The sequence below is a fragment of the Kitasatospora sp. NPDC056800 genome (genome assembly GCF_042789775.1).
GTDB lineage: Bacteria > Actinomycetota > Actinomycetes > Streptomycetales > Streptomycetaceae > Kitasatospora.
In genome coordinates, this window is the sequence record NZ_JBHUAL010000026.1 from 1 (window position 1) to 17143 (window position 17143).

Below are 17143 nucleotides of genomic sequence, written 5' to 3' on the forward strand. Positions count from 1 at the left end.
CCCGAACGTTGCGGGCGGCCTGCCCGTCCCCGGGTTCCGGGTGGTCCCCGGTGCGTGCACTCCGGGCGGGAGGCACCCGTAGGCGATGCCCGGGGGCGGGCCGCCCCCCGACTCAGACGAAGGCGATGACGAGCAGGACGGCCGCCAGCAGGAGAACGACCGTCAGCGCCGGGGCGCCGGTACGCCCGCCGGCCTCGGAGGTGACGGCGATCAGCGAGACGGCGGGGACCGCCAGCGAGAGGAAGACCGCCAGCCACCTGACGGTACCGATGGGAACCCCGGCCACCATGGCCCCCCAGACGGTCGTGAACATCACCGCGAGCCAGCCCGTCGCGGTCAGCGCCGCCCAGGTCGCACGCGCGGTCCACCGCTCGACCGGGTCGGCCGAGCGGAAGTTGGTACGGGTCATCGTGAAGATCCGGGTCAAGTTCGCCACCTGAGCATCCTTTCGAACAACGCGGCCGGGCACCAGCGACGGAAGCACACGGCGACCCGGCGTCCGGGGGTGCGGGTGACGTCGCGTCGGGCCAGGTCGGCGTGGACCCTCGCCGGCGCGGCCGTGGGGGTCCACGCCCGTGGTCAGCGGGTGACGCTCCAGACCAGGCTGCGGGTCAGCGCCGGGGTCAGGGCCGGGTCGATGACGGCCGAGGTGGGGTCGTTCGCCACGGCCTTGAGCTCGTGGGCCGCGGGCTTGGAGCCGGTGGGGCCGAGGTCGGAGACGGCGATCGACTTGTGGTCGCGCAGGGCCGTCACCTCCTTGCCGTCGAGGTACCAGCGCAGCTTGGTGCCGGAGACCGGGAGGTCGACGGTGAGGTGGTCGGTCGCGGTCAGGCGGGTGGTGACCGGCGTGCTGCTGGAGAGGGTGGAGGCGTGCCGGTAGAAGCCGGCGATCATCGCCTCGCGGCCGGGAAGGTTGAACTCCCGCCCGAGGGAGCGCATCACGGAGTTGTCGGTCGGCCGGTTGAGGCCGGTCGGGTAGTTGCTGCCGCCCTGGTACGCGCCGACGGTGCCGCCGTCGGGCGAGGTCTTCCCGAGCCAGCGGTACCACTTGGCCTTGTCCTGGCGCATCCGGTCGGCGCTCAGGGTGGTGATGTTGGGCTGCGGGGGCTCCGCGCCCTGGTAGGGCCCCGCCCCGTCGGCCCAGTACTCGTCCGCGAGCTTGCCCAGCGAGTGGCCGGTCTCGTGCACGGCTATCTGGCCGGACGCGCTGTTGCCGCCCGCGACGGTGGCGATGCCCTCGTACCCGAGCGGCGACTGGGTGCTGCCGTAGCCGGCCCCGCCGTACTTGGCGGTGTTGGCGACGACGATCACGAGGTCGGCCTGCGGGGCCTTGGCGGCGTAGGTGTCGACGGCCTTGATGTCCACGCACAGCAGCCGCTCGATGGAGTTGCACCAGAAGCGCGAGCCGAGGGCGGTCTTGCGGACGGTGTCCTGCTTCGGGTCGCCGGAGACGCCCGACTGGGCGGAGACGGCGCCCACGGCCCACACGTTGAACAGCTTGCGGTAGGTGGCGTACGGCTCGACGGCGCTGATGTCCTTCCACTTCGCCGCGGCGTCCTTGCGGAACTTGTCCTGCTCCGAGGCCGTGTAGCCGTCGCCGATCATGACCACGTCCAGCTTGCTGTCCGTGCTCCCGTTGTTGACGATCTTCGTCACGGTGCCGTCCGCCGCGGCGCCGGCCGCGTTCATGACCGGCGCGCCGACGAAGGGGGAGGCGGCAGGGACCTTGGTCCGGCTGATGGCACCGTCCTCGGCGAAGACCTCCACGTCCTGGACCCCCGGGGAGACGGTGACGGAGGCCGGGTCGACCGGGTCGGACGGAGCGGCGACCGCCGGGCCGACGCCGACGGCGAGAGCTGCCAGTGTCATGGCGCCGGCCAGGGTGACCGAGGTGAACCTGCTGGTGCGCAAGAGGGTTTCTCCGAAATCTATGGGCGGCGAAAAGTGCTGGAGCGCGGGGGAGCGCGGCCCCGTGCCGTGCTGCCGCCGCACTCCGCCAACACGGCTGAACGGAGCCGAAACTGACGAGGGGACACCATTCGGTGGCCCACCTCATCGGTGGATACGGCCCGCTGCCCACGAACGGTTCACGCGGGCTGCCGCCGTCTCGCCGGTGAGCGAGCTCCTGGCGGCTTCGAGATCATCTCGTCGTCTGCCGGCGCGTTCCGGGGGCCGGCCCGTTCTCCGGGGAGTCACCGGCGGGCGGGTTCCCGCTGGGTCAGGAGGACGGCGGCGGCCAGGGCGGCGACCGCGGCGGCGAAGACGGTGGTGGCGGTGCGCAGTCCGACGGCGCCGATCAGCGCGCCGACGCCTACGGCCGGCAGGGCCAGCATGGTGTACAGGGCGGCGAAGAAGGCCGAGACGGTACGGCTGCGGGTCCCGGGCGGGGTGCGCGCGCCGATGAGCGCGATCCCGTGGCCGACCGCGACGCCGGTCGCCAGGCCGACCGTCAGCGCCGCGCCGAGCAGCGGCAGGAGGGAGGAGGCCGCCACGGCGGCGGCGATCAGCCCGGCCGCGACGATCAGCCCGGCGCACGCCGCGGGCAGGGCGGCGCGCCCCAGTCGTGCGGCCAGGAGCTGGCCCGTGCCGGTACAGGCGAAAGCGAGGGAGACGGTTGCCGCGGTGGCCAGGAGGTCGTGGAGGTGCGCGACTTCGGCCAGGAACAGCCCGGTCACCGCGGTGAGCACGCCGAGGACGGCGAACCCCGCGCCCGCGGCGAGCGCGGCGTGCCGGAACTCCCTGCGGGGGGCGGTGGGCACACGGGGCGCGCGGGCGACCGAACCGGTTCCCCGCTCCCTCGGCGTCACGGTCTCCGGGGCCACGGCGAGTGCGGCCAGGGCTGCCGTCAGCAGGGCCGCGGCGGCGACCCAGGCGGCTCGCAGCGGCCAGTCGGTGGTGTCGGCGAGCACGGCCGCGAGCAGCGGGCCGCAGGCCAGGCCGCCCATGTTCGCGGCGAGCGCCAGCCGCCCGGCACGGAACCGGCCGTCGGCGGGCGCCAGTTCGGCGAGGTGGGCGGTGGCGGTCCCGGTGATGAGCGCGGCGGCCAGCCCGGACAGCACCCGTCCGACCAGGAGGGCGGCCAGGTTCTCGGCGAGGAGGAACACGACGGCGGCCGCCAGGGCGGTGAGGAGCGCCGCGGCGGCGACCGGACGGCGGCCGTACCGGTCGGAGAGCCCGCCGAGCGCCAGCAGTCCCGCGACCACGGCCAGCGCGTAGACCGCGAAGGCCACGGTCACGGCCAGCGGAGAGAAACCGAAGGCGCGCTCGTACAGCGGGTAGAGCGGGGTGGGCACCGTCGTCCCGGCCGTGACGGCCCAGAAGGCGAGGGCGACCGCCCAGGTGCCGATCCGCCGTCTGCCGCCCGGGGCACCCGCCCCGGGAGTGGCGGTGGTCCCGGCGGCGGACGCGGTCGGCGGGGCGGGTATCGGGGAGGCGTGGGTGTTCACGTGCGGGGTTCCTTCCGCGTGGGCGTCTTTCGGGAACGGGAAGGGTCAGTGGGCCTGGAGGAGTGCGGCACGGCGCAGCCAGTACTGCCAGCCGGCGTCGATCTGGCTGTCGGGCCAGGCCACCGCGTCCTTCTCCAGGCATTCCTGATGGCCGGTCCAGTGCCGGAGCTCGCCCGCGGCGCGGGCGGTGAGCTGGGTCCGGCAGGCCCGTTCGAGCAGGATCGCGTACATGACCGCGTGGGCGGTGTCCCGGCCGACCGCCGCCAGGCCGTGTCCGGGCATCAGGCAGGCGCGGGCGCCGCCGAGGTCGGCCGCGAGCGCGCGGCCCAGCCTGGGGGTGCGGACGAGGTTGTCGGTGGCGGTGTACCGGGGCAGGCCGTGTTCGGCGAAGACGACGGCGTCGTGGCTGAGCGCGCGGAGCGGTTCACCGAGCGCGCTGAAGGCGTTGACCGTCGGGGAGTGGGTGTGGACGCTGGCGCGCACGTCGGGACGGGCCCGTATGAGTTCGGTGTGGAGGTGGTGTTCGAGGTGGACGCGTCCGGTTCCCGCCAGCCGCTCGCCGGTCCACGAGACGAGCAGGACGCGCTCGGGGGTGATCTCCTCCAGCCCCCAGCCGGCCGACTTCATCCACACGCCGCGCCCGTCTGGGTCGCGGACCGCCAGGTGTCCCCACACCATGTCACCGTGCCCGGCGGCGGCCAGCGCCCGGCTGCCCAGTGCGACCAGCTCGACCGGGTCGTCCATCGTGTCGTCCGTCATGGATGGTGCTCCTTGATGTCGTGTCCGGGATGTCGTGTCCGGGCCCGTTCTCGGGCTGCTGCGGCCGCCTTCTCCCCTCGTACGCGGGGGGCTTCGGACCGTGTGTTCGGGGCGTCCGGGACCGCATCCTGCGGCGGTGCTCACGACCCTAGGAGCGGTCGCGGATTGCGACCAGTGAAAAGAATGCAAGTGCTATTTTCACTTGGTGAAAGTCACGTCCCTCGACCTCAACCTCCTCGTCATCCTCGACGCCGTACTGGAGGAAGGCAGCGTCACCGGGGCGGCCCGCCGGCTGGACCTGTCGGCACCGGCCGTCAGCAGGGCCCTGGGCCGGCTGCGGACCGCTTTCGGCGATCCCCTGCTGGTGCGCTCCAGCCGCGGACTGAAGCCGACCGCGCACGCGCTGGCTTTGCGTCCGCGGGTACGAGCCCTGGTCGAGGACGCCCGGAACCTGCTGGGGCCCGCGGAGGAGGACGCGCCGGCCGCCTGGTGCCGCAGCTTCACCGTTCTGGCGCCCGAGGACCTGATCGGGTGCTTCGGTACGGACCTGCTGGCCCTCGTGCGCGCCGAAGCCCCCGGCGTCCAGCTGCGCTTCCTCGGCGAAGGGCGGGCGGCCGACGAAGGCGCGGCGGTGCGCGAGGGCACCGCGGATGTCGCGATCGCGGTCAACGCCTCCAGGGAGGCCGACCTCCGCTCGGAAGGGCTGGTCCGCGAGCCGCTGCTCGGCGTGGTCCGCGCCGGTCACCCGCTGAGCAGCGGCGAGGTCACGGCGGCCCGCTTCGCGGCGTGGGAGCACGTCGTGGTCTCCCGTCACGGCCGCCTGCGCACCGCGGTCGACAGGCTGCTGGAGGCCGAGGGAGTGCGGCGTACCGTCGCGGCCTCCGTGCCCGGCTTCGCCACGGCGCTGCGCCTGGTAGCCGCCGGCGACCTGGTCGGGATCGTGCCGGCAGCCCTGGCCGGCCGTCTGGCCGACCCGCTCGAACTGGTCACCTTCCCGGTGCCGTTGGACGTGAAGCCGCTGCGCGTCAGCATGCTGTGGCACCCTCGCCACGACGACGACCCGGCCCACCGCTGGCTGCGTGCCCGCGTCCGCGAAGCTGCCGGTCGGCGGACTGCCCCGTGACGCGCGCCGCCCTGCCCGTCCGCATCACGGGACGCGGACGGGCGGGGCGGTCAAGTGCCGTGGCGCGGACAGGCCTTGGACCCGCGGCAGCCCGTCGGCGACGGTGATGCCGAGGGCGCGTTCCTCGGCATGGTCCGGCGCCGTGACGGGTCCTCGGTCCCCGTCACGGCGCCGTGTCCTGATTCGGAAAGATCCCGGGGAAGGCCCGGGGGCGGCGTCAGTAGATGAGGACGTCCCAGTGGCTGCCCTCGTTGCAGTACAGGTTGCCCGACGCGGCCTGCCACTGCGGGTAGCCGTCGCCCCGGAGGCCGACGTAGGTGAAGCTGTTCTGGATGTAGCCGTCGATGCAGGAGCTGCGGGCGATGTCGACCTTGTAGCCGTTGTAGTGGCTGTAGGTGCCGGAGGCGTGGCCGACCTCGGTGCCGCCCGTGATGTTGATGGCGCAGCCGCTGGCCTGCTTGAGGGTGATGACGGCGCTGACCGTGCCCGAGTTGATCTGGTCGAACGAGGTGCAGGTGGAGTTGGACCTGGTGGTGCAGCCCCCGCTGGAACTCCACGTGATGCCGGCGCCGCTGAACTGGCCGGCGGCCGCGGACTGCGACAGCTTGGTGCCGCTGGCGCCGGCCGTGGGCGCCGAGAGGGCGAGGCCGGCCAGGGCCAGGGCGACGACGGTGGCTGCGGTGCGTGGCTTCATCTGCATCTCCCGGTGAGGATGGTGTGCATCCGACTCGACCCCCGCCCTCCTGCCGCGCCTCGCTGGGAGGGCGGGAGGTCCGACGCCGGGCCGACGCAAGCGGCCCGGACGTAGGGGTCGTACGCAGTGCTGTGACGCGACAGTGCTCCGGCACGAGGGCCGACCGATCCCTCCGGCGCCACCGCCTGCCGCTCCCGGGAAACGGGGGGCGACGGGCTTCGAGCGCCGGCATCGGACCAGGATGCCCCATCGTTGTCTATGCGAGTAGACCCCGGGCTGTGAATTTCGCGTGACCGGGAGCGGCCTTCAGTGCGTCGAAACGCTCAGGGCGAGCGGTCCGGCGGAGTGCGGTGTCGCGGCGGCGTCGGACGGGAGGGCCGACGGCGAGGAGGCCGACGGGCCGCCGCCGCAAGTGCCCGCGGAGTACAGGGCGTTGGAGGTCCTCAGCATCGCGGCATGGTCCGACAGGTCGTACCGGTTGATCGAGGTGGCGAACTGCCGCTTGCCGGTGACCTCGCCGACCAGCAGGGTGTTGTAGCCGGGGATGCCGCCGTCGTGTCCCCAGAACTCGCCGCAGGGTGTGGTCAACCGCTGGAGCCCGAGGCCGTAGCCGGCGGCCGCGTTCGGGCCGCTGGTGTCCTTCATCGCGGCGAGTTCGGCCGGGCCGAGCAGCTGCCCGCCGAGCAGGGCGGCGATGAAGCGGGTGAGGTCCGCGGTGGTGGAGATGCCCGCCCCGGCGGCGGACGCCATCGACGGGTTGAGCAGCGTCACGTCGGCGGGGCCGGTGGGGAGCTTGTAGTAGCCGTGCGCGTGGGAGCCGGGGATGAAGGGCGAGTAGATAGGCATCGACGTGCCCGTCAGGCCCAGCGGCCGGATGATGCGGCGGTCCACCTCCTGCGCCCAACTGCGCCCGGTGAGGCGCTCGATGATCATGCTGATGAGCACGTAGTCGGTGTTGGAGTAGTGCCAGCCCTGACCGGGGGCGAAGTACGGCGGGTACGTGTTGGCGATGTCCACGAGCTGCTGCGGCCGGTAGGACGTCCAGCGCCCACCCGCCAGCCACTGCCGCAGCGTCTCCTCGTTGCTCGCGTCGAACGCCGGGTCCTCGGTGAAGTCGTGGATGCCGCTGGTGTGGTTGAGTAGTTGGCGCACGGTGATGCCGGCGCCGTTCGGCACCACGCCCGGCAGGCGGCTCTCGACGGAGTCGTCGAGGCCGATCCGGTGTTCCGCGACCAGTTGGAGGACCACCGTCGCGACGAAGGTCTTGGTGACGCTGCCGATCCGGAACCGGCCGTCCGGGTCGGCGGGCGCACCGGTGGCCAGGTCGGCCACGCCGGCCGCACCCTTCCAGACCGTGGAGCCGTTCTCCCGGACACGGGCCAGCGTCGCCGCCGCACCGCCCTCCCGCACCATGGCCCGGACCACCGCGTCCAGGGCCGCCCCGTCCGCCGTCCGCTCACCGCCCGCCGCCGCCACCCGGTGGGGCGCCGCCGGGGCGCCCGCCGCGCCGGCGGCCGGGGCCAAGGCCGCCAGCAGGCCCGCACCGGCGAGCGCGACGACCGCCGACCGCCCGACCGGGCGCCGCCACCGTCGACCCTTCGACCAAGCTTTCCCGGGCCTCGTATCCGCCATTCCGTCCTCCTGGGGCCTGCCGACGAATGTCATCAACATTCGTCTCAATCACGGTAGTTGGCAGACTTTCAGTTGTTTGTGACGCGAGGCGTCCACCTTGGAGGGCGGAGCAGGTCCGCCCAGGGGTGCATCTTCCCGGTCGTAGGACTCCACCTCAGGTCGAAGACCGCCCCCGACGGATCCCTGAGGCCTCGGTGGATCGAGTGGCCGGCAGCCGGGATAGGGGCTGGCGCACGCCGTCCACCTCGCCCTGGTGGTTCACCCTCACGGGTGAACTACGGGCCCATCCGGCCCTGTGACCAAGCCGGGGCCGGGGAGGCGCCGAAGGCCGGGAGGAAGCGGTCCGGCATTCGGCCGGGCCGACGAGCCGAGACGGGACATGATGGCCAGCGAGCACATCGACACCCGGCTGCTGGAAGAACTCGCCGAGCAGTCAGAGGACTTGAACAGTGACGCGCTGCGGGTCACCCGCACCGCGCTGACCGACTTCGAGCAGGGCGCCGAGCCCGCGCGCCGCTGGTGGCAGCGTGGCACGGCGCTCGCGGGCCTGGCGGGAGCGGTCGGCCTGGCCGGCCTGACCCGGGCGGCGGCCTCCCCGTCGGCGACGGCCTCCGGGGACGACATCCGGGCGCTGCAGACCGCCGCGTCGATCGAGAACCTGGCCGTGGCCGTCTACCGGGCCGCCGCGGGCCTGCCGTTCATCAAGGACGGCAACCGGACGGTGGCCGCGTTCATCGCCAGGACCACCGAGCAGCACCAGGCCCACGCCAAGGCCTTCAACACCGCCGCGACCGCAGCCGGTGGCAAGGCGCAGAACGACCCCGACCCGAAGTACAAGGCCGTCGTCGACCAGGCGCTGCCCACCCTCAGGACCCCGGCGGACGTGGTGAAGCTCGCCATCACCCTGGAGGACGTCGCCGCGCAGACCTACACCAGGAACGTCGGCCAGGTGGGTAGCGCGGACCTGCGCAGGCTGTTCGCCTCCGTCGCCCCGGTCGAGGCCCAGCACCGCGCCGTCCTGCTGGCCGTGCAGGCGCTGCTGGCGGGCGACGCCGCCGACCTGGTGACCATTCCGGTCGACCCGGCGAAGCTGCCCGCCGCGGCCGGAAGCGTGGGTTTCCCCGATGCCTTCCAGACGACCGAGAACGCCTCCCCGATCGCCGAAGGGGCCGTGAAGTGACTGCCGACCGTACCTGGGAGCCCGCCGTCGGCGAGGCCGAACTCACCCGTCTGACCCGGGAGATGAACGAAGCCCACCGGGCCACCCTCCCGGCCATGCGGGCGACCGCCCGCGAGCTGGTCGCGGACATCCGCGCCACCAGGCGGGTCGACGTGGGCCGCCGCCGCTTCCTGCTCGGCGCGGGCGGGGCCGCCGCCGGCCTCGTCCTGACCGCGTGCTCCAGCAGCCGGAGCCGCACCAACCCCGTCCCCGGCAGCGGCGCCTCCACCACGCCGGCTTCGGCCCGGGCGTCCGGGAGGTACACCGGCGATCTGAAGGTGGTGGCCCTGGCCACCGCGCTGGAGAACCAGGCCGTCGGTGCCTACCAGGCCGCACTCGACGCCGCGAAGGCCGGCAGGCTCGGTGCCGTCCCCCCGGCGGTGGCGACGTTCGTGACCGCCGCGATGGCCCAGCACGCCGACCACGCCAAGGCCTGGAACGCCGTCCTCACCGGTGCCGGCCTGCCCGCGATCACCGACGTGCCGCTCTCCAACCAGCCGGAGACGCTGGCCGCGCTGGACAAGGCCGCCTCCGTCGGCGACGTTGCCGAGCTCGCCCTCCGACTGGAGGACCAGGCGGCCCAGACGTACCTCTTCGCGGCCTACAGCGTCGCCAGCCCCGCCGGCATCGCCACCGCTGCCGGTATCGCCCCCGTCGAGGCCATGCACGCCGCGATCCTCAACTTCGTGCTCGGCCGGTACCCCGTTCCGGACGACTTCCTGCCCACCGACAAGGCCGCCGCGCCCACCCTGCTCACCGTCTGACCCCCTCAGCAGGCGCGCGCCCGGCGATCCGGACCGACACCCCCCCGGCCCCGGCGGGCGCGCGCCCCATCCCGACCGGTGCCGATCGACCGGTCCTGCCCGCCGCTCGGCCCAGGAGGCCCTCATGCATTGCTACCGTTCGCACGGCAGGCCCGGACGGTCGCACCCGGCCGGATCCGACAACGGCCGCGGAGGGAGGCGGGGGTGAGCGCCGTCGTGTACCTTCCCGCTCCCCGCTTCCGCGGCCCGGATCTGAAGGAACTGGTCGCCAGGACGGCGTTCGGCGACCAGGAGGCGTTCGCCCGGCTGTACGACGCGGTGGCCGGCCCGGTGCTGGGCCTCGTGCTGCGGGTGTTGCGGGATCCGTCGCAGTCGGAGGAGGTCACCCAGGAGGTGATGTTCGAGCTGTGGCGCACCGCGGACCGGTACGAGCCGCAGCGCGGAGAGGTGATGGCCTGGGTGCTGACGGTGGCCCACCGACGAGCGGTGGACCGGGTCCGGGCCGCGCAGGCCGCCACCGAGCGGGACCAGAGGGCGGCCGCCCGGGCGCGTGTTCCCGCGTTCGACGAGGTCGTCGAGCAGGTCGAGGGCCGGCTGGAGCGCGAGCAGGTCCGCCGATGCCTGCGGTCGCTGACGGAACTGCAGCGTGAATCGGTCACCCTGGCGTACTACCGGGGGCACACCTACCCCGAGGTCGCCCAGCTGTTGGGCATCCCGCTCGGCACCGTCAAGACCCGGATGCGGGACGGCCTGATCCGCCTGCGCGACTGCCTGGGAGTGGGATCATGAATGCGGTACCCGATGCGCACACCCTCACCGGTGCGTACGCGGCGGACGCGTTGCCGGACGGGGACCGCGTCTCGTTCGAGCGCCACCTCGCCCAGTGCCCGGCCTGCGCCCGGGAGGTCTCCGAGTTCCAGGTGACCCTGGCGCGGCTCGGGGCCGCCGAATCGGTGGAGCCGCCGCAGGAGCTCAAGGCACGGGTGATGCGAGGCATCGGCCACGTCCGCCAGCTCCGGTCGACGGCCGGGCCCGCGGCGGCGCGACCGCGGTACACGTCGAGCCTGGCACGGCAGTGGCCCAGGGTGCTCCTGGCGGCGTGCCTGGCCCTGGCCGCGGGGGCCGGTGCCATCGCGGTGCGACAGCACGGTGAGGCGGGCCGGGCCCAGGCCCAGGCGAGCCGGCTGCGCGACCAGCAGGCGGCCGTCGCGAGCCTGCTGTCCGCTCCGGACGTGCGCACCTCCACTGCGGTCTCCGGCCCGGCCGCCGCCACGGTCGTGTGGTCGGCCGGCCGCGGGCAGGCCGCGTTCCTCGTCACCGGCATGCCCGTCCCGCCGCGAGGGCGTGCCTACGAGCTGTGGTTCGACGATGGCGGCACGATGAGGCCGGCCGGCCTGCTGCGGGCCGGCGATGGGCAGTTGCTGCTCACCGGGAGCATTGGCGGCGCCGGCGGGGTCGGCGTGACCGAGGAACCGTCCGGCGGATCGGACCACCCCACCGGGCGGCCCCTCATGATGCTGCCGCTCGCCTGATGACACCCCGATGGGTGCCGGAGGCCCCGTGACATCAAAACGTAACGCTTCCGTGGAAAGTCGCCGGGCGTAAAGTCTTCCCCAACTCCTGCTAAATCTGGCATGTTTCCCTCAATTCCCGTGCGATCCCCCTCACGCACGGTCTGAATCGGAGGATACGTGTCACCCCTGATATCCCGGCGGCTCGGCCGCCCGGCCGCAGCCCTCGCCGTGCTCTCGGCCATGGCGCTCGCCACCCCCACCGCGTTCGCGACCGCCGCCACCACGACCACCACCCCCACCGTCCCCGGCGCCGTCTCCGCGCCCGCCGCCCAGGCCCCCGCCGCCCAGGCCCCCGCCGTTCCCGCCGCCGCGGGCGGCGCGGCGGGCTGGGCCGCCGGCACCCGTGCCTACCTGGTGATCAGCGCCCCCGCCGACGTCGCCGCAGCCAAGGCCGCCGTCGCCGCCAAGGGCGGTACGGTCTTCTCGAGTTACGACCAGATCGGCGTCATCGTCGCCCACTCCACCAGCGCCGGCTTCGCCGCCGCGCTGCGCACCGTCACCGGCATCCAGCAGGTCGGCGCGACCCGCACCTCCGACGTGCCGGCCGACGCCTACAGCCCGGCGCTGCCCGCCAACCCGGCGCAGGCGGCCACCACGCTCACCGAGTCCAACCGCTGGGACATGACGCAGATCAAGGCCGACCAGGCCTGGAGCGTCAGCACCGGCTCGCCGTCCGTCAAGGTCGGCGTGCTCGACACCGGCGTGGACGACCAGCACCAGGACCTCGCGCCGAACTTCGACGCCGCCGACTCGGTCTCCTGCGCCTACGGCAAGCCCGACGCCCGCACCGGCGCCTGGCGGGACGTGGACACCCACGGCACCCACGTCGCCGGCACCATCGCGGCCGCGAAGAACGGCAAGGGCGTCATCGGTGTCGCACCGGGCGTGAAGATCGCCTCGGTCCGGATCGCCGAGCCGACCAGCACCCTGTTCTACGCCGAGAACACCGTCTGCGGCTTCGTCTGGGCCGGCGACCACGGCTTCAAGGTCACCAACAACAGCTACTACACCGACCCCTGGCAGTTCAACTGCCCGAACGACCTCGACCAGGCGGCCATCATCGAGGGCGTCAAGCGCGCCCAGGAGTACGCCGAGGGCAAGGGCTCGCTGCAGGTCGCGGCGGCCGGCAACGCCAACTACGACCTGGCCAACAAGACCACCGACACCGAGAGCCCGAACGACTCCACCAAGGTCACCCGGACGATCACCAACGCCTGCATCGACATCCCCACCGAACTCCCCGGCGTGGTGACCGTCGCGGCCACGGGCAGCGGCAGCGGCAAGGCCTCCTACTCCAACTTCGGCCGGGGCGTCATCGACGTCGCGGCGCCCGGCGGTGACGGTGCCACCGGCGTCTACTCGACCCTGCCCGGCGGCAAGTACGGCACCAAGAGCGGCACTTCGATGGCCTCCCCGCACGTCACCGGGGTCGCCGCGCTGATCGCGAGCAGCAACCCCTCGCTCACCCCGGCGGACATCCGGGCCCGGCTGGCGAGCCAGGCCAACGACCTGGCCTGCCCCGCCTCCGACAGCCGCTGCACCGGCACCACCGCCGACAACTCCTTCTTCGGCGAGGGCCAGGTCGACGCGCTGAAGGCGGTCGGCGGCGCCACCCAGCCCACCGGCACGTACTTCGAGAACACCGCCGACGTGGCGATCCCCGACAACACCACGGTGGAGAGCCCGATCACCGTCACCGGCGTCACCGGCAACGCCCCGGCGACGCTCAAGGTCGGCGTGGACATCAAGCACACCTACCGCGGCGACCTCGTCCTCTCCCTGGTCGCGCCCGACGGCACGGTCTACCTCCTGGAGGACTTCCCGAACAGCGACAGCACCGACAACGTCGCCAAGACCTACACCGTCAACGCCTCCGCGAGCGCGGCGAACGGCACCTGGAAGCTCCGGGTGAAGGACGGCGCCTCCGGCGACACCGGCACGATCGACGCCTGGAACCTCACCTTCTGATCCCGTGGTTCGGCCCGGCCGGCCGACGCCCGAGCGCGTCGGTCGGCCGGGAGCGTGCGCAGGCCGCCGACCACCACCGGGGCGGGCGGCTCACCAGGCCCTGCTCCTATCTGCCGTCCTCGTCGGCCTCGTCGGCGTCGGGCGCCAGGCCGACCTCCTCGCGGTCCTCCTCGGTGCGCTCCTCGAGCTCGGCCTCGTCGGGGCGTCGCGGCAGGCCGCGGCCGTGGCCGGTGTCGGGGTCGCCCTCGACGTCCTTGTTCGACTTGTGGTGCGACATGGTTCCTCCTGGGCCGGACGGCCCGCGGACGGGTTCGCTGTTCTTGCCTCCTCCTATCACCGCCCCTGGTCCGGCAGTCCGCAAGTCGGCTGGTAGGCCCGCGGCCGCGGGGCGGGACCGGTAGCCGGTGCGGAACCGGGTCAGCCCCAGAACTCCCGCAGGGCGGCGTTGACGGCGGCGGGTCCCTGGGCGTGCGGCCTCCGCCGGCCCGGTCGCGGTCGTCCCACACGGTGACGTGCACGGCTGCCACGGGGCATCCTCCCGAAGCCGAGGAAGATCAACTCCCCTGAGGGCAGGACTCGGTGGTCAGCTCGACATCGACCGTGTCGAGCGGGGGCGGTGTCCGGGCGTCACGGTGACTCCGCGCCGCTGACGCGGGAGGTGGCGGCGACCAGGTCGCGGGCGATCCGGGCGGCGCCGTCCGCCTGTCGGGCGGGGGTGGCGGTCGGCCGGGCCCGGGTGCCGGACGGGCCGTCGAGGGCTTCGGCCAGGGCCCGGGCGATGGCGTGCTCCTCGGCGTCGGCGACCACCACGTTCGGGCTGTCGGCGGCCTTCAGGTGGACGCGCTGGTCGTCGAAGTCGCGGACGCCGGGGACGGACACCACCGGCACGCCGGAACGGACCAGTTCCTGCACGGTGTTGTACCCGGCGTGGGTGATCGCGGCGTCGGCGTGCCGGTACACGTCGTAGGCGGGCCCCAGGTACGGGCGGACCCGCACCGGCCCGGGCAGGCCGGGTGGCACGAGGACGGCTCCGTCGAAGTGCGGGCCGGTGAGCACCAGGACGTCGACGCCGGCGGGGCGTCCGCGCGTGAACGCGCGGATGCCGTGCAGCGCGGCCGTGAGGAATCCGGGCGCGTCGTCGTGCCCGCCGCCGCCGGCCACCACCGCGACCCGGAGGGCGCGGGTGTCCTCGGGCCAGGGCGACCGGTCGTCGAGCAGCGGTCGGACGACGTGGGGCACCCCCAGCACGCGCACCCCGTGGACGGTCTCCTCCGGTCCGGGCTCGCCCAGCAGGTAGATCGTGCCGATGGCGGGCGTGTGGCGGGAGACCCAGTGGGGCGGGTCGGGGCGGTTGCGCTGGAAGCGGTGCACCAGGAACTGGGGGCAGCCCAGCCGGGCGGCCTGGTCGTACAGTTCCCGCTGCACCGTCACGTCGTGCAGCACCACGTCGTCCGGCCGCAGCACCCAGGCGACCATGGCCCGGGCGAGACCGTGGTCCACCGCGGGGCCGGTCCCGTGCAGTGGCTCGCCGACCAGGCTGTCGGCGTCGGTGGGCAGGACGGTCTGGGCGAAGCCGTAGTCCTCGATCAGCCGTTGGGGCCGTTCGGTCAGCAGCAGGGAGTCCCGGCCCAGCCCGCGCAGTTCGCGGTGGACGGCGATCTGGCGGGAGACGTGGCCCAGCCCCCGGCCCCAGGTGAAGGAGACCACACGGCCGTTCACGGCTTCAGCCGCCGATCATCGACATGCTGCGGTCGGGCCGGACGAAGTCGGGGTGGTTGATCTTGTGTCCGGGCCACTTGTGCCAGAGCGCCTCGCGGACCAGCCGTTCCAGTTCGGCGTCGTCGGCACCGGAGCGGAGCGCGGTGCGCAGGTCGGTCTCCTCCAGCGCGAACAGGCAGACGCGGAAGGCTCCTTCGGCCGTGGTCCGCATGCGGTTGCAGCTGTCGCAGAAGGGCTTCGTCACCGAGGGGATGAAGCCCAGGACCCCCGGGGCCCCGTCGGCGAAGCGGAAGGAGGTGGCCGGCTGCGGCGCGTCCTGGACGACGGGGGCCAGGTCGTAGGCCGCGGAGACCGCCGCCAGCGTCTCGGCGGCCGGGACGACCTTCTCCCGCTCCCAGGTCCGCTCCGCGTCCAGCGGCATGTACTCGATGAAGCGCACGTCGTAGCCGCCTTCCCGCGCCAGGCGGGCGAAGTCGACGGCCTCGTCCTCGTTGCTGCCGCGGATCACCACACAGTTGATCTTGATCGGGTCGAATCCGGCCTCGCGGGCCGCCTCCAGCCCCGCGGTCACCTTGTCGAAGGCGTCCCGACGGGTCATCTCGGCGTAGCGGTGCCTCATCAGGGAGTCGCAGGACACCGTGATCCTGCGCAGCCCCGCCTCCCGCAAGGGGCGGGCCAGACGGTCCAGCAGCAGCCCGTTGGTGGTGATGGAGACGTCCACCCCCTCCAGCGCGCACACCCGGGCCACGATCTCGGACAGTTCCCGGCGGACGGTCGGCTCCCCGCCGGTGATCTTGAAGTCGCGCACCCCGAGGGAGTGGAAGAGCCGGGCGAGCCGGTCGATCTCGTCGACGGTGAGGAGCTCCTCCTTCTCCAGCCAGGGCAGCCCCTCGGCCGGCATGCAGTAGGTGCACCGCAGATTGCACTTGTCGATCACGGAGATCCGGAGGTCGCCGCCGACCCGGCCGAACGTGTCGATGAGCGGGCCGCCGGTCGGAGCGGGTCCCGGATTGCGCCAGTCAGCCTTGGGCTTGGTCATGTCGGTCGGTCCTTCGGTCGGTGGAGCCGGTGCGTACGGGGAGCAGCTCCTCGAAGCGCGCCAGCACCTGGTCGGGGTTCAGCTCGGAGGTGTCGAGGTGGTGGACGGGGATCCGCGGGGCGAGCTCCTCGGCCACGTCCTCGAAGCACTGGGCCACCAGGGACACGTAGGAGCTGGTGAACGAGCGCTCCAGGACGCGGTCGCGGCGGCGCAGCCGGCGCATCAGCACGTCGGTACGGGCGGTCAGGTGGACCACCGCCTCGGGCGGCGGCAGCGCGGAGGTGATCAGGTGGTGGTAGCGGTAGTACGTCTCGTACTGCTGGGCGCTCAGGGCGCCGCTCAGCCGGAGCGCCTTGGCGTAGGCGAGCGAGCTGTGCACGTCCTGGTCCATGACGCCGCTCTCGCCGGTGCGGAGGTTCTGCAGGACCCGCAGCAGCAGGGTCTCCATCTGGCAGAAGAACCCCGAGGCGTCGTCCCCGCGCAGGTAGCGGGTCAGGTAGTTGTCCGGGCCCGGGCCCCGGTCCCGGTCCCGGCGCACCGGGACGATGTCCCGCACGTGCTCGGTGTCCGGGGCGCGGGCGGTGTGCCGCTTCAGCAGGGTGCTCTTGCCGACGGCGGGCGGGCCGATGACCACCACGCGGGCCGCTCCGTCCCTGCGCCACAGCGCGGGGACCGGATCGATCAGCCGCCGCGCCTCGTCCTCGATCTCGGCCACGGCACGGATCCCGCCGTCCGCGGCGTCGCCGGGGCGGTGCCGCAGCAACTCGCCGACGCAGTACGCGGATGCCGCGTCGAGTCCAAGGCCCTCCCCGGTACCGGACTGCGGCGGGCTCCAGCGCAGGTCCGGGCCGGGTGCGGTACGCCGGGAGGCGCCCGCGTACCGGTGGACGAACACCCGCAGGTCGTGGGGCGCTTCCCCGTGGGGGCCGGGCGGGAGGTGGAGTTCGGTGAGGTAGCGCAGCCGGGCCGCGGCCACGCGCTGGCGGCAGGCGTGGCGGGCCACGTCTGCGGCGGTCTCCCGAGCCGTGGTGCCCGGTGGCACGACGGCCCAGGGCAGGCCGGGCCGCTCGTCGGCCGACCGCGGTTCGGTGAGCAGGACCCGGTCCTGCCCGTCGAGGATGACGCACGCGGCGCGGAGGTGGTCCGGGCGGTGCCGGGGCGGTAGTTCGGTGAGCATCACGGTCCTTGAGGTCGGTCGGAGACGGC

General features: G+C 73.4%; 16 protein-coding genes. 6 read left to right on the plus strand and 10 right to left on the minus strand.

Translation table 11 applies throughout. The features are described from left to right. Nucleotides 1–112: 112 nt before the first annotated feature. From ACFRQN_RS08800 to ACFRQN_RS08815, 4 genes are all read right to left on the minus strand, one after another. Entirely contained in the window at nucleotides 113–436 is a 324-nt protein-coding gene (locus tag ACFRQN_RS08800) for a hypothetical protein (RefSeq protein ID WP_074002867.1), read from the minus strand. A gap of 143 nt (nucleotides 437–579) precedes the next feature. Then, entirely contained in the window at nucleotides 580–1911 is a 1332-nt protein-coding gene (locus tag ACFRQN_RS08805; RefSeq protein WP_241852909.1) for a M64 family metallopeptidase, read from the minus strand. Nucleotides 1912–2192: 281 nt separating this feature from the next. Next, a complete protein-coding gene (locus ACFRQN_RS08810) occupies nucleotides 2193–3446 on the minus strand; it encodes an MFS transporter (protein ID WP_380739304.1) in 1254 nt (417 codons plus the stop codon). Nucleotides 3447–3491: 45 nt separating this feature from the next. Continuing rightward, nucleotides 3492–4205 (minus strand): class II aldolase/adducin family protein, encoded by a 714-nt coding sequence (locus ACFRQN_RS08815; RefSeq protein WP_380739306.1) that lies wholly within the window; start codon nucleotides 4203–4205, stop codon nucleotides 3492–3494. 205 nt (nucleotides 4206–4410) lie between these two features. On the opposite strand from ACFRQN_RS08815, the gene ACFRQN_RS08820 reads away from it, so the two are divergent. Continuing rightward, nucleotides 4411–5328: a LysR family transcriptional regulator gene (locus ACFRQN_RS08820; RefSeq protein ID WP_380739308.1), complete on the plus strand. Its 918-nt coding sequence runs from the start codon at nucleotides 4411–4413 to the stop codon at nucleotides 5326–5328. Nucleotides 5329–5545: 217 nt separating this feature from the next. Here the strand turns inward: ACFRQN_RS08820 and ACFRQN_RS08825 are convergent, their stop codons facing one another. Together ACFRQN_RS08825 and ACFRQN_RS08830 are read right to left on the minus strand one after the other, a co-directional pair. After that, nucleotides 5546–6022, minus strand: a complete 477-nt coding sequence (locus tag ACFRQN_RS08825) for a hypothetical protein (protein WP_380739310.1) — start codon at nucleotides 6020–6022, stop codon at nucleotides 5546–5548. 306 nt (nucleotides 6023–6328) lie between these two features. Further along, entirely contained in the window at nucleotides 6329–7546 is a 1218-nt protein-coding gene (locus tag ACFRQN_RS08830; protein ID WP_380739312.1) for a serine hydrolase domain-containing protein, read from the minus strand. Between the two features lie 487 nt (nucleotides 7547–8033). Here ACFRQN_RS08830 and ACFRQN_RS08835 point away from each other — a divergent pair, with 487 nt between their 5' ends. The 5 genes from ACFRQN_RS08835 to ACFRQN_RS08855 all read left to right on the plus strand — a co-directional run bounded on the left by ACFRQN_RS08835 (nucleotide 8034) and on the right by ACFRQN_RS08855 (nucleotide 13179). Continuing rightward, nucleotides 8034–8834 (plus strand): ferritin-like domain-containing protein, encoded by an 801-nt coding sequence (locus tag ACFRQN_RS08835; protein ID WP_074002863.1) that lies wholly within the window; start codon nucleotides 8034–8036, stop codon nucleotides 8832–8834. Continuing rightward, entirely contained in the window at nucleotides 8831–9637 is an 807-nt protein-coding gene (locus ACFRQN_RS08840) for a ferritin-like domain-containing protein (RefSeq protein ID WP_380739314.1), read from the plus strand. Before ACFRQN_RS08835 ends, ACFRQN_RS08840 begins: the two co-directional genes overlap by 4 nt. A gap of 204 nt (nucleotides 9638–9841) precedes the next feature. Then, entirely contained in the window at nucleotides 9842–10426 is a 585-nt protein-coding gene (locus ACFRQN_RS08845) for a sigma-70 family RNA polymerase sigma factor (RefSeq protein ID WP_380739316.1), read from the plus strand. Next, nucleotides 10423–11169 carry an anti-sigma factor domain-containing protein gene (locus ACFRQN_RS08850; protein WP_380739318.1) on the plus strand — a complete coding sequence of 249 codons (747 nt, stop codon included), beginning with the start codon at nucleotides 10423–10425 and terminating at the stop codon, nucleotides 11167–11169. The genes ACFRQN_RS08845 and ACFRQN_RS08850 overlap by 4 nt, the downstream gene beginning before the upstream one ends. 210 nt (nucleotides 11170–11379) lie before the next feature. After that, nucleotides 11380–13179 (plus strand): S8 family serine peptidase, encoded by a 1800-nt coding sequence (locus ACFRQN_RS08855; protein WP_380739385.1) that lies wholly within the window; start codon nucleotides 11380–11382, stop codon nucleotides 13177–13179. Nucleotides 13180–13285: 106 nt separating this feature from the next. On the opposite strand, the gene ACFRQN_RS08860 is transcribed toward ACFRQN_RS08855, so the two are convergent. From ACFRQN_RS08860 to ACFRQN_RS08875, 4 genes are all read right to left on the minus strand, one after another. Continuing rightward, entirely contained in the window at nucleotides 13286–13456 is a 171-nt protein-coding gene (locus ACFRQN_RS08860) for a hypothetical protein (RefSeq protein WP_181970411.1), read from the minus strand. Nucleotides 13457–13806: 350 nt separating this feature from the next. Beyond that, a complete protein-coding gene (locus tag ACFRQN_RS08865) occupies nucleotides 13807–14898 on the minus strand; it encodes a glycosyltransferase (RefSeq protein WP_380739320.1) in 1092 nt (363 codons plus the stop codon). 4 nt (nucleotides 14899–14902) lie between these two features. Further along, on the minus strand, nucleotides 14903–15937 hold the full coding sequence (gene moaA / locus ACFRQN_RS08870) for a GTP 3',8-cyclase MoaA (protein WP_380739322.1): 1035 nt from the start codon (nucleotides 15935–15937) through the stop codon (nucleotides 14903–14905). Beyond that, entirely contained in the window at nucleotides 15918–17114 is a 1197-nt protein-coding gene (locus ACFRQN_RS08875; RefSeq protein WP_380739324.1) for a deoxynucleoside kinase, read from the minus strand. Before ACFRQN_RS08875 ends, moaA begins: the two co-directional genes overlap by 20 nt. Nucleotides 17115–17143 lie beyond the last annotated feature (29 nt).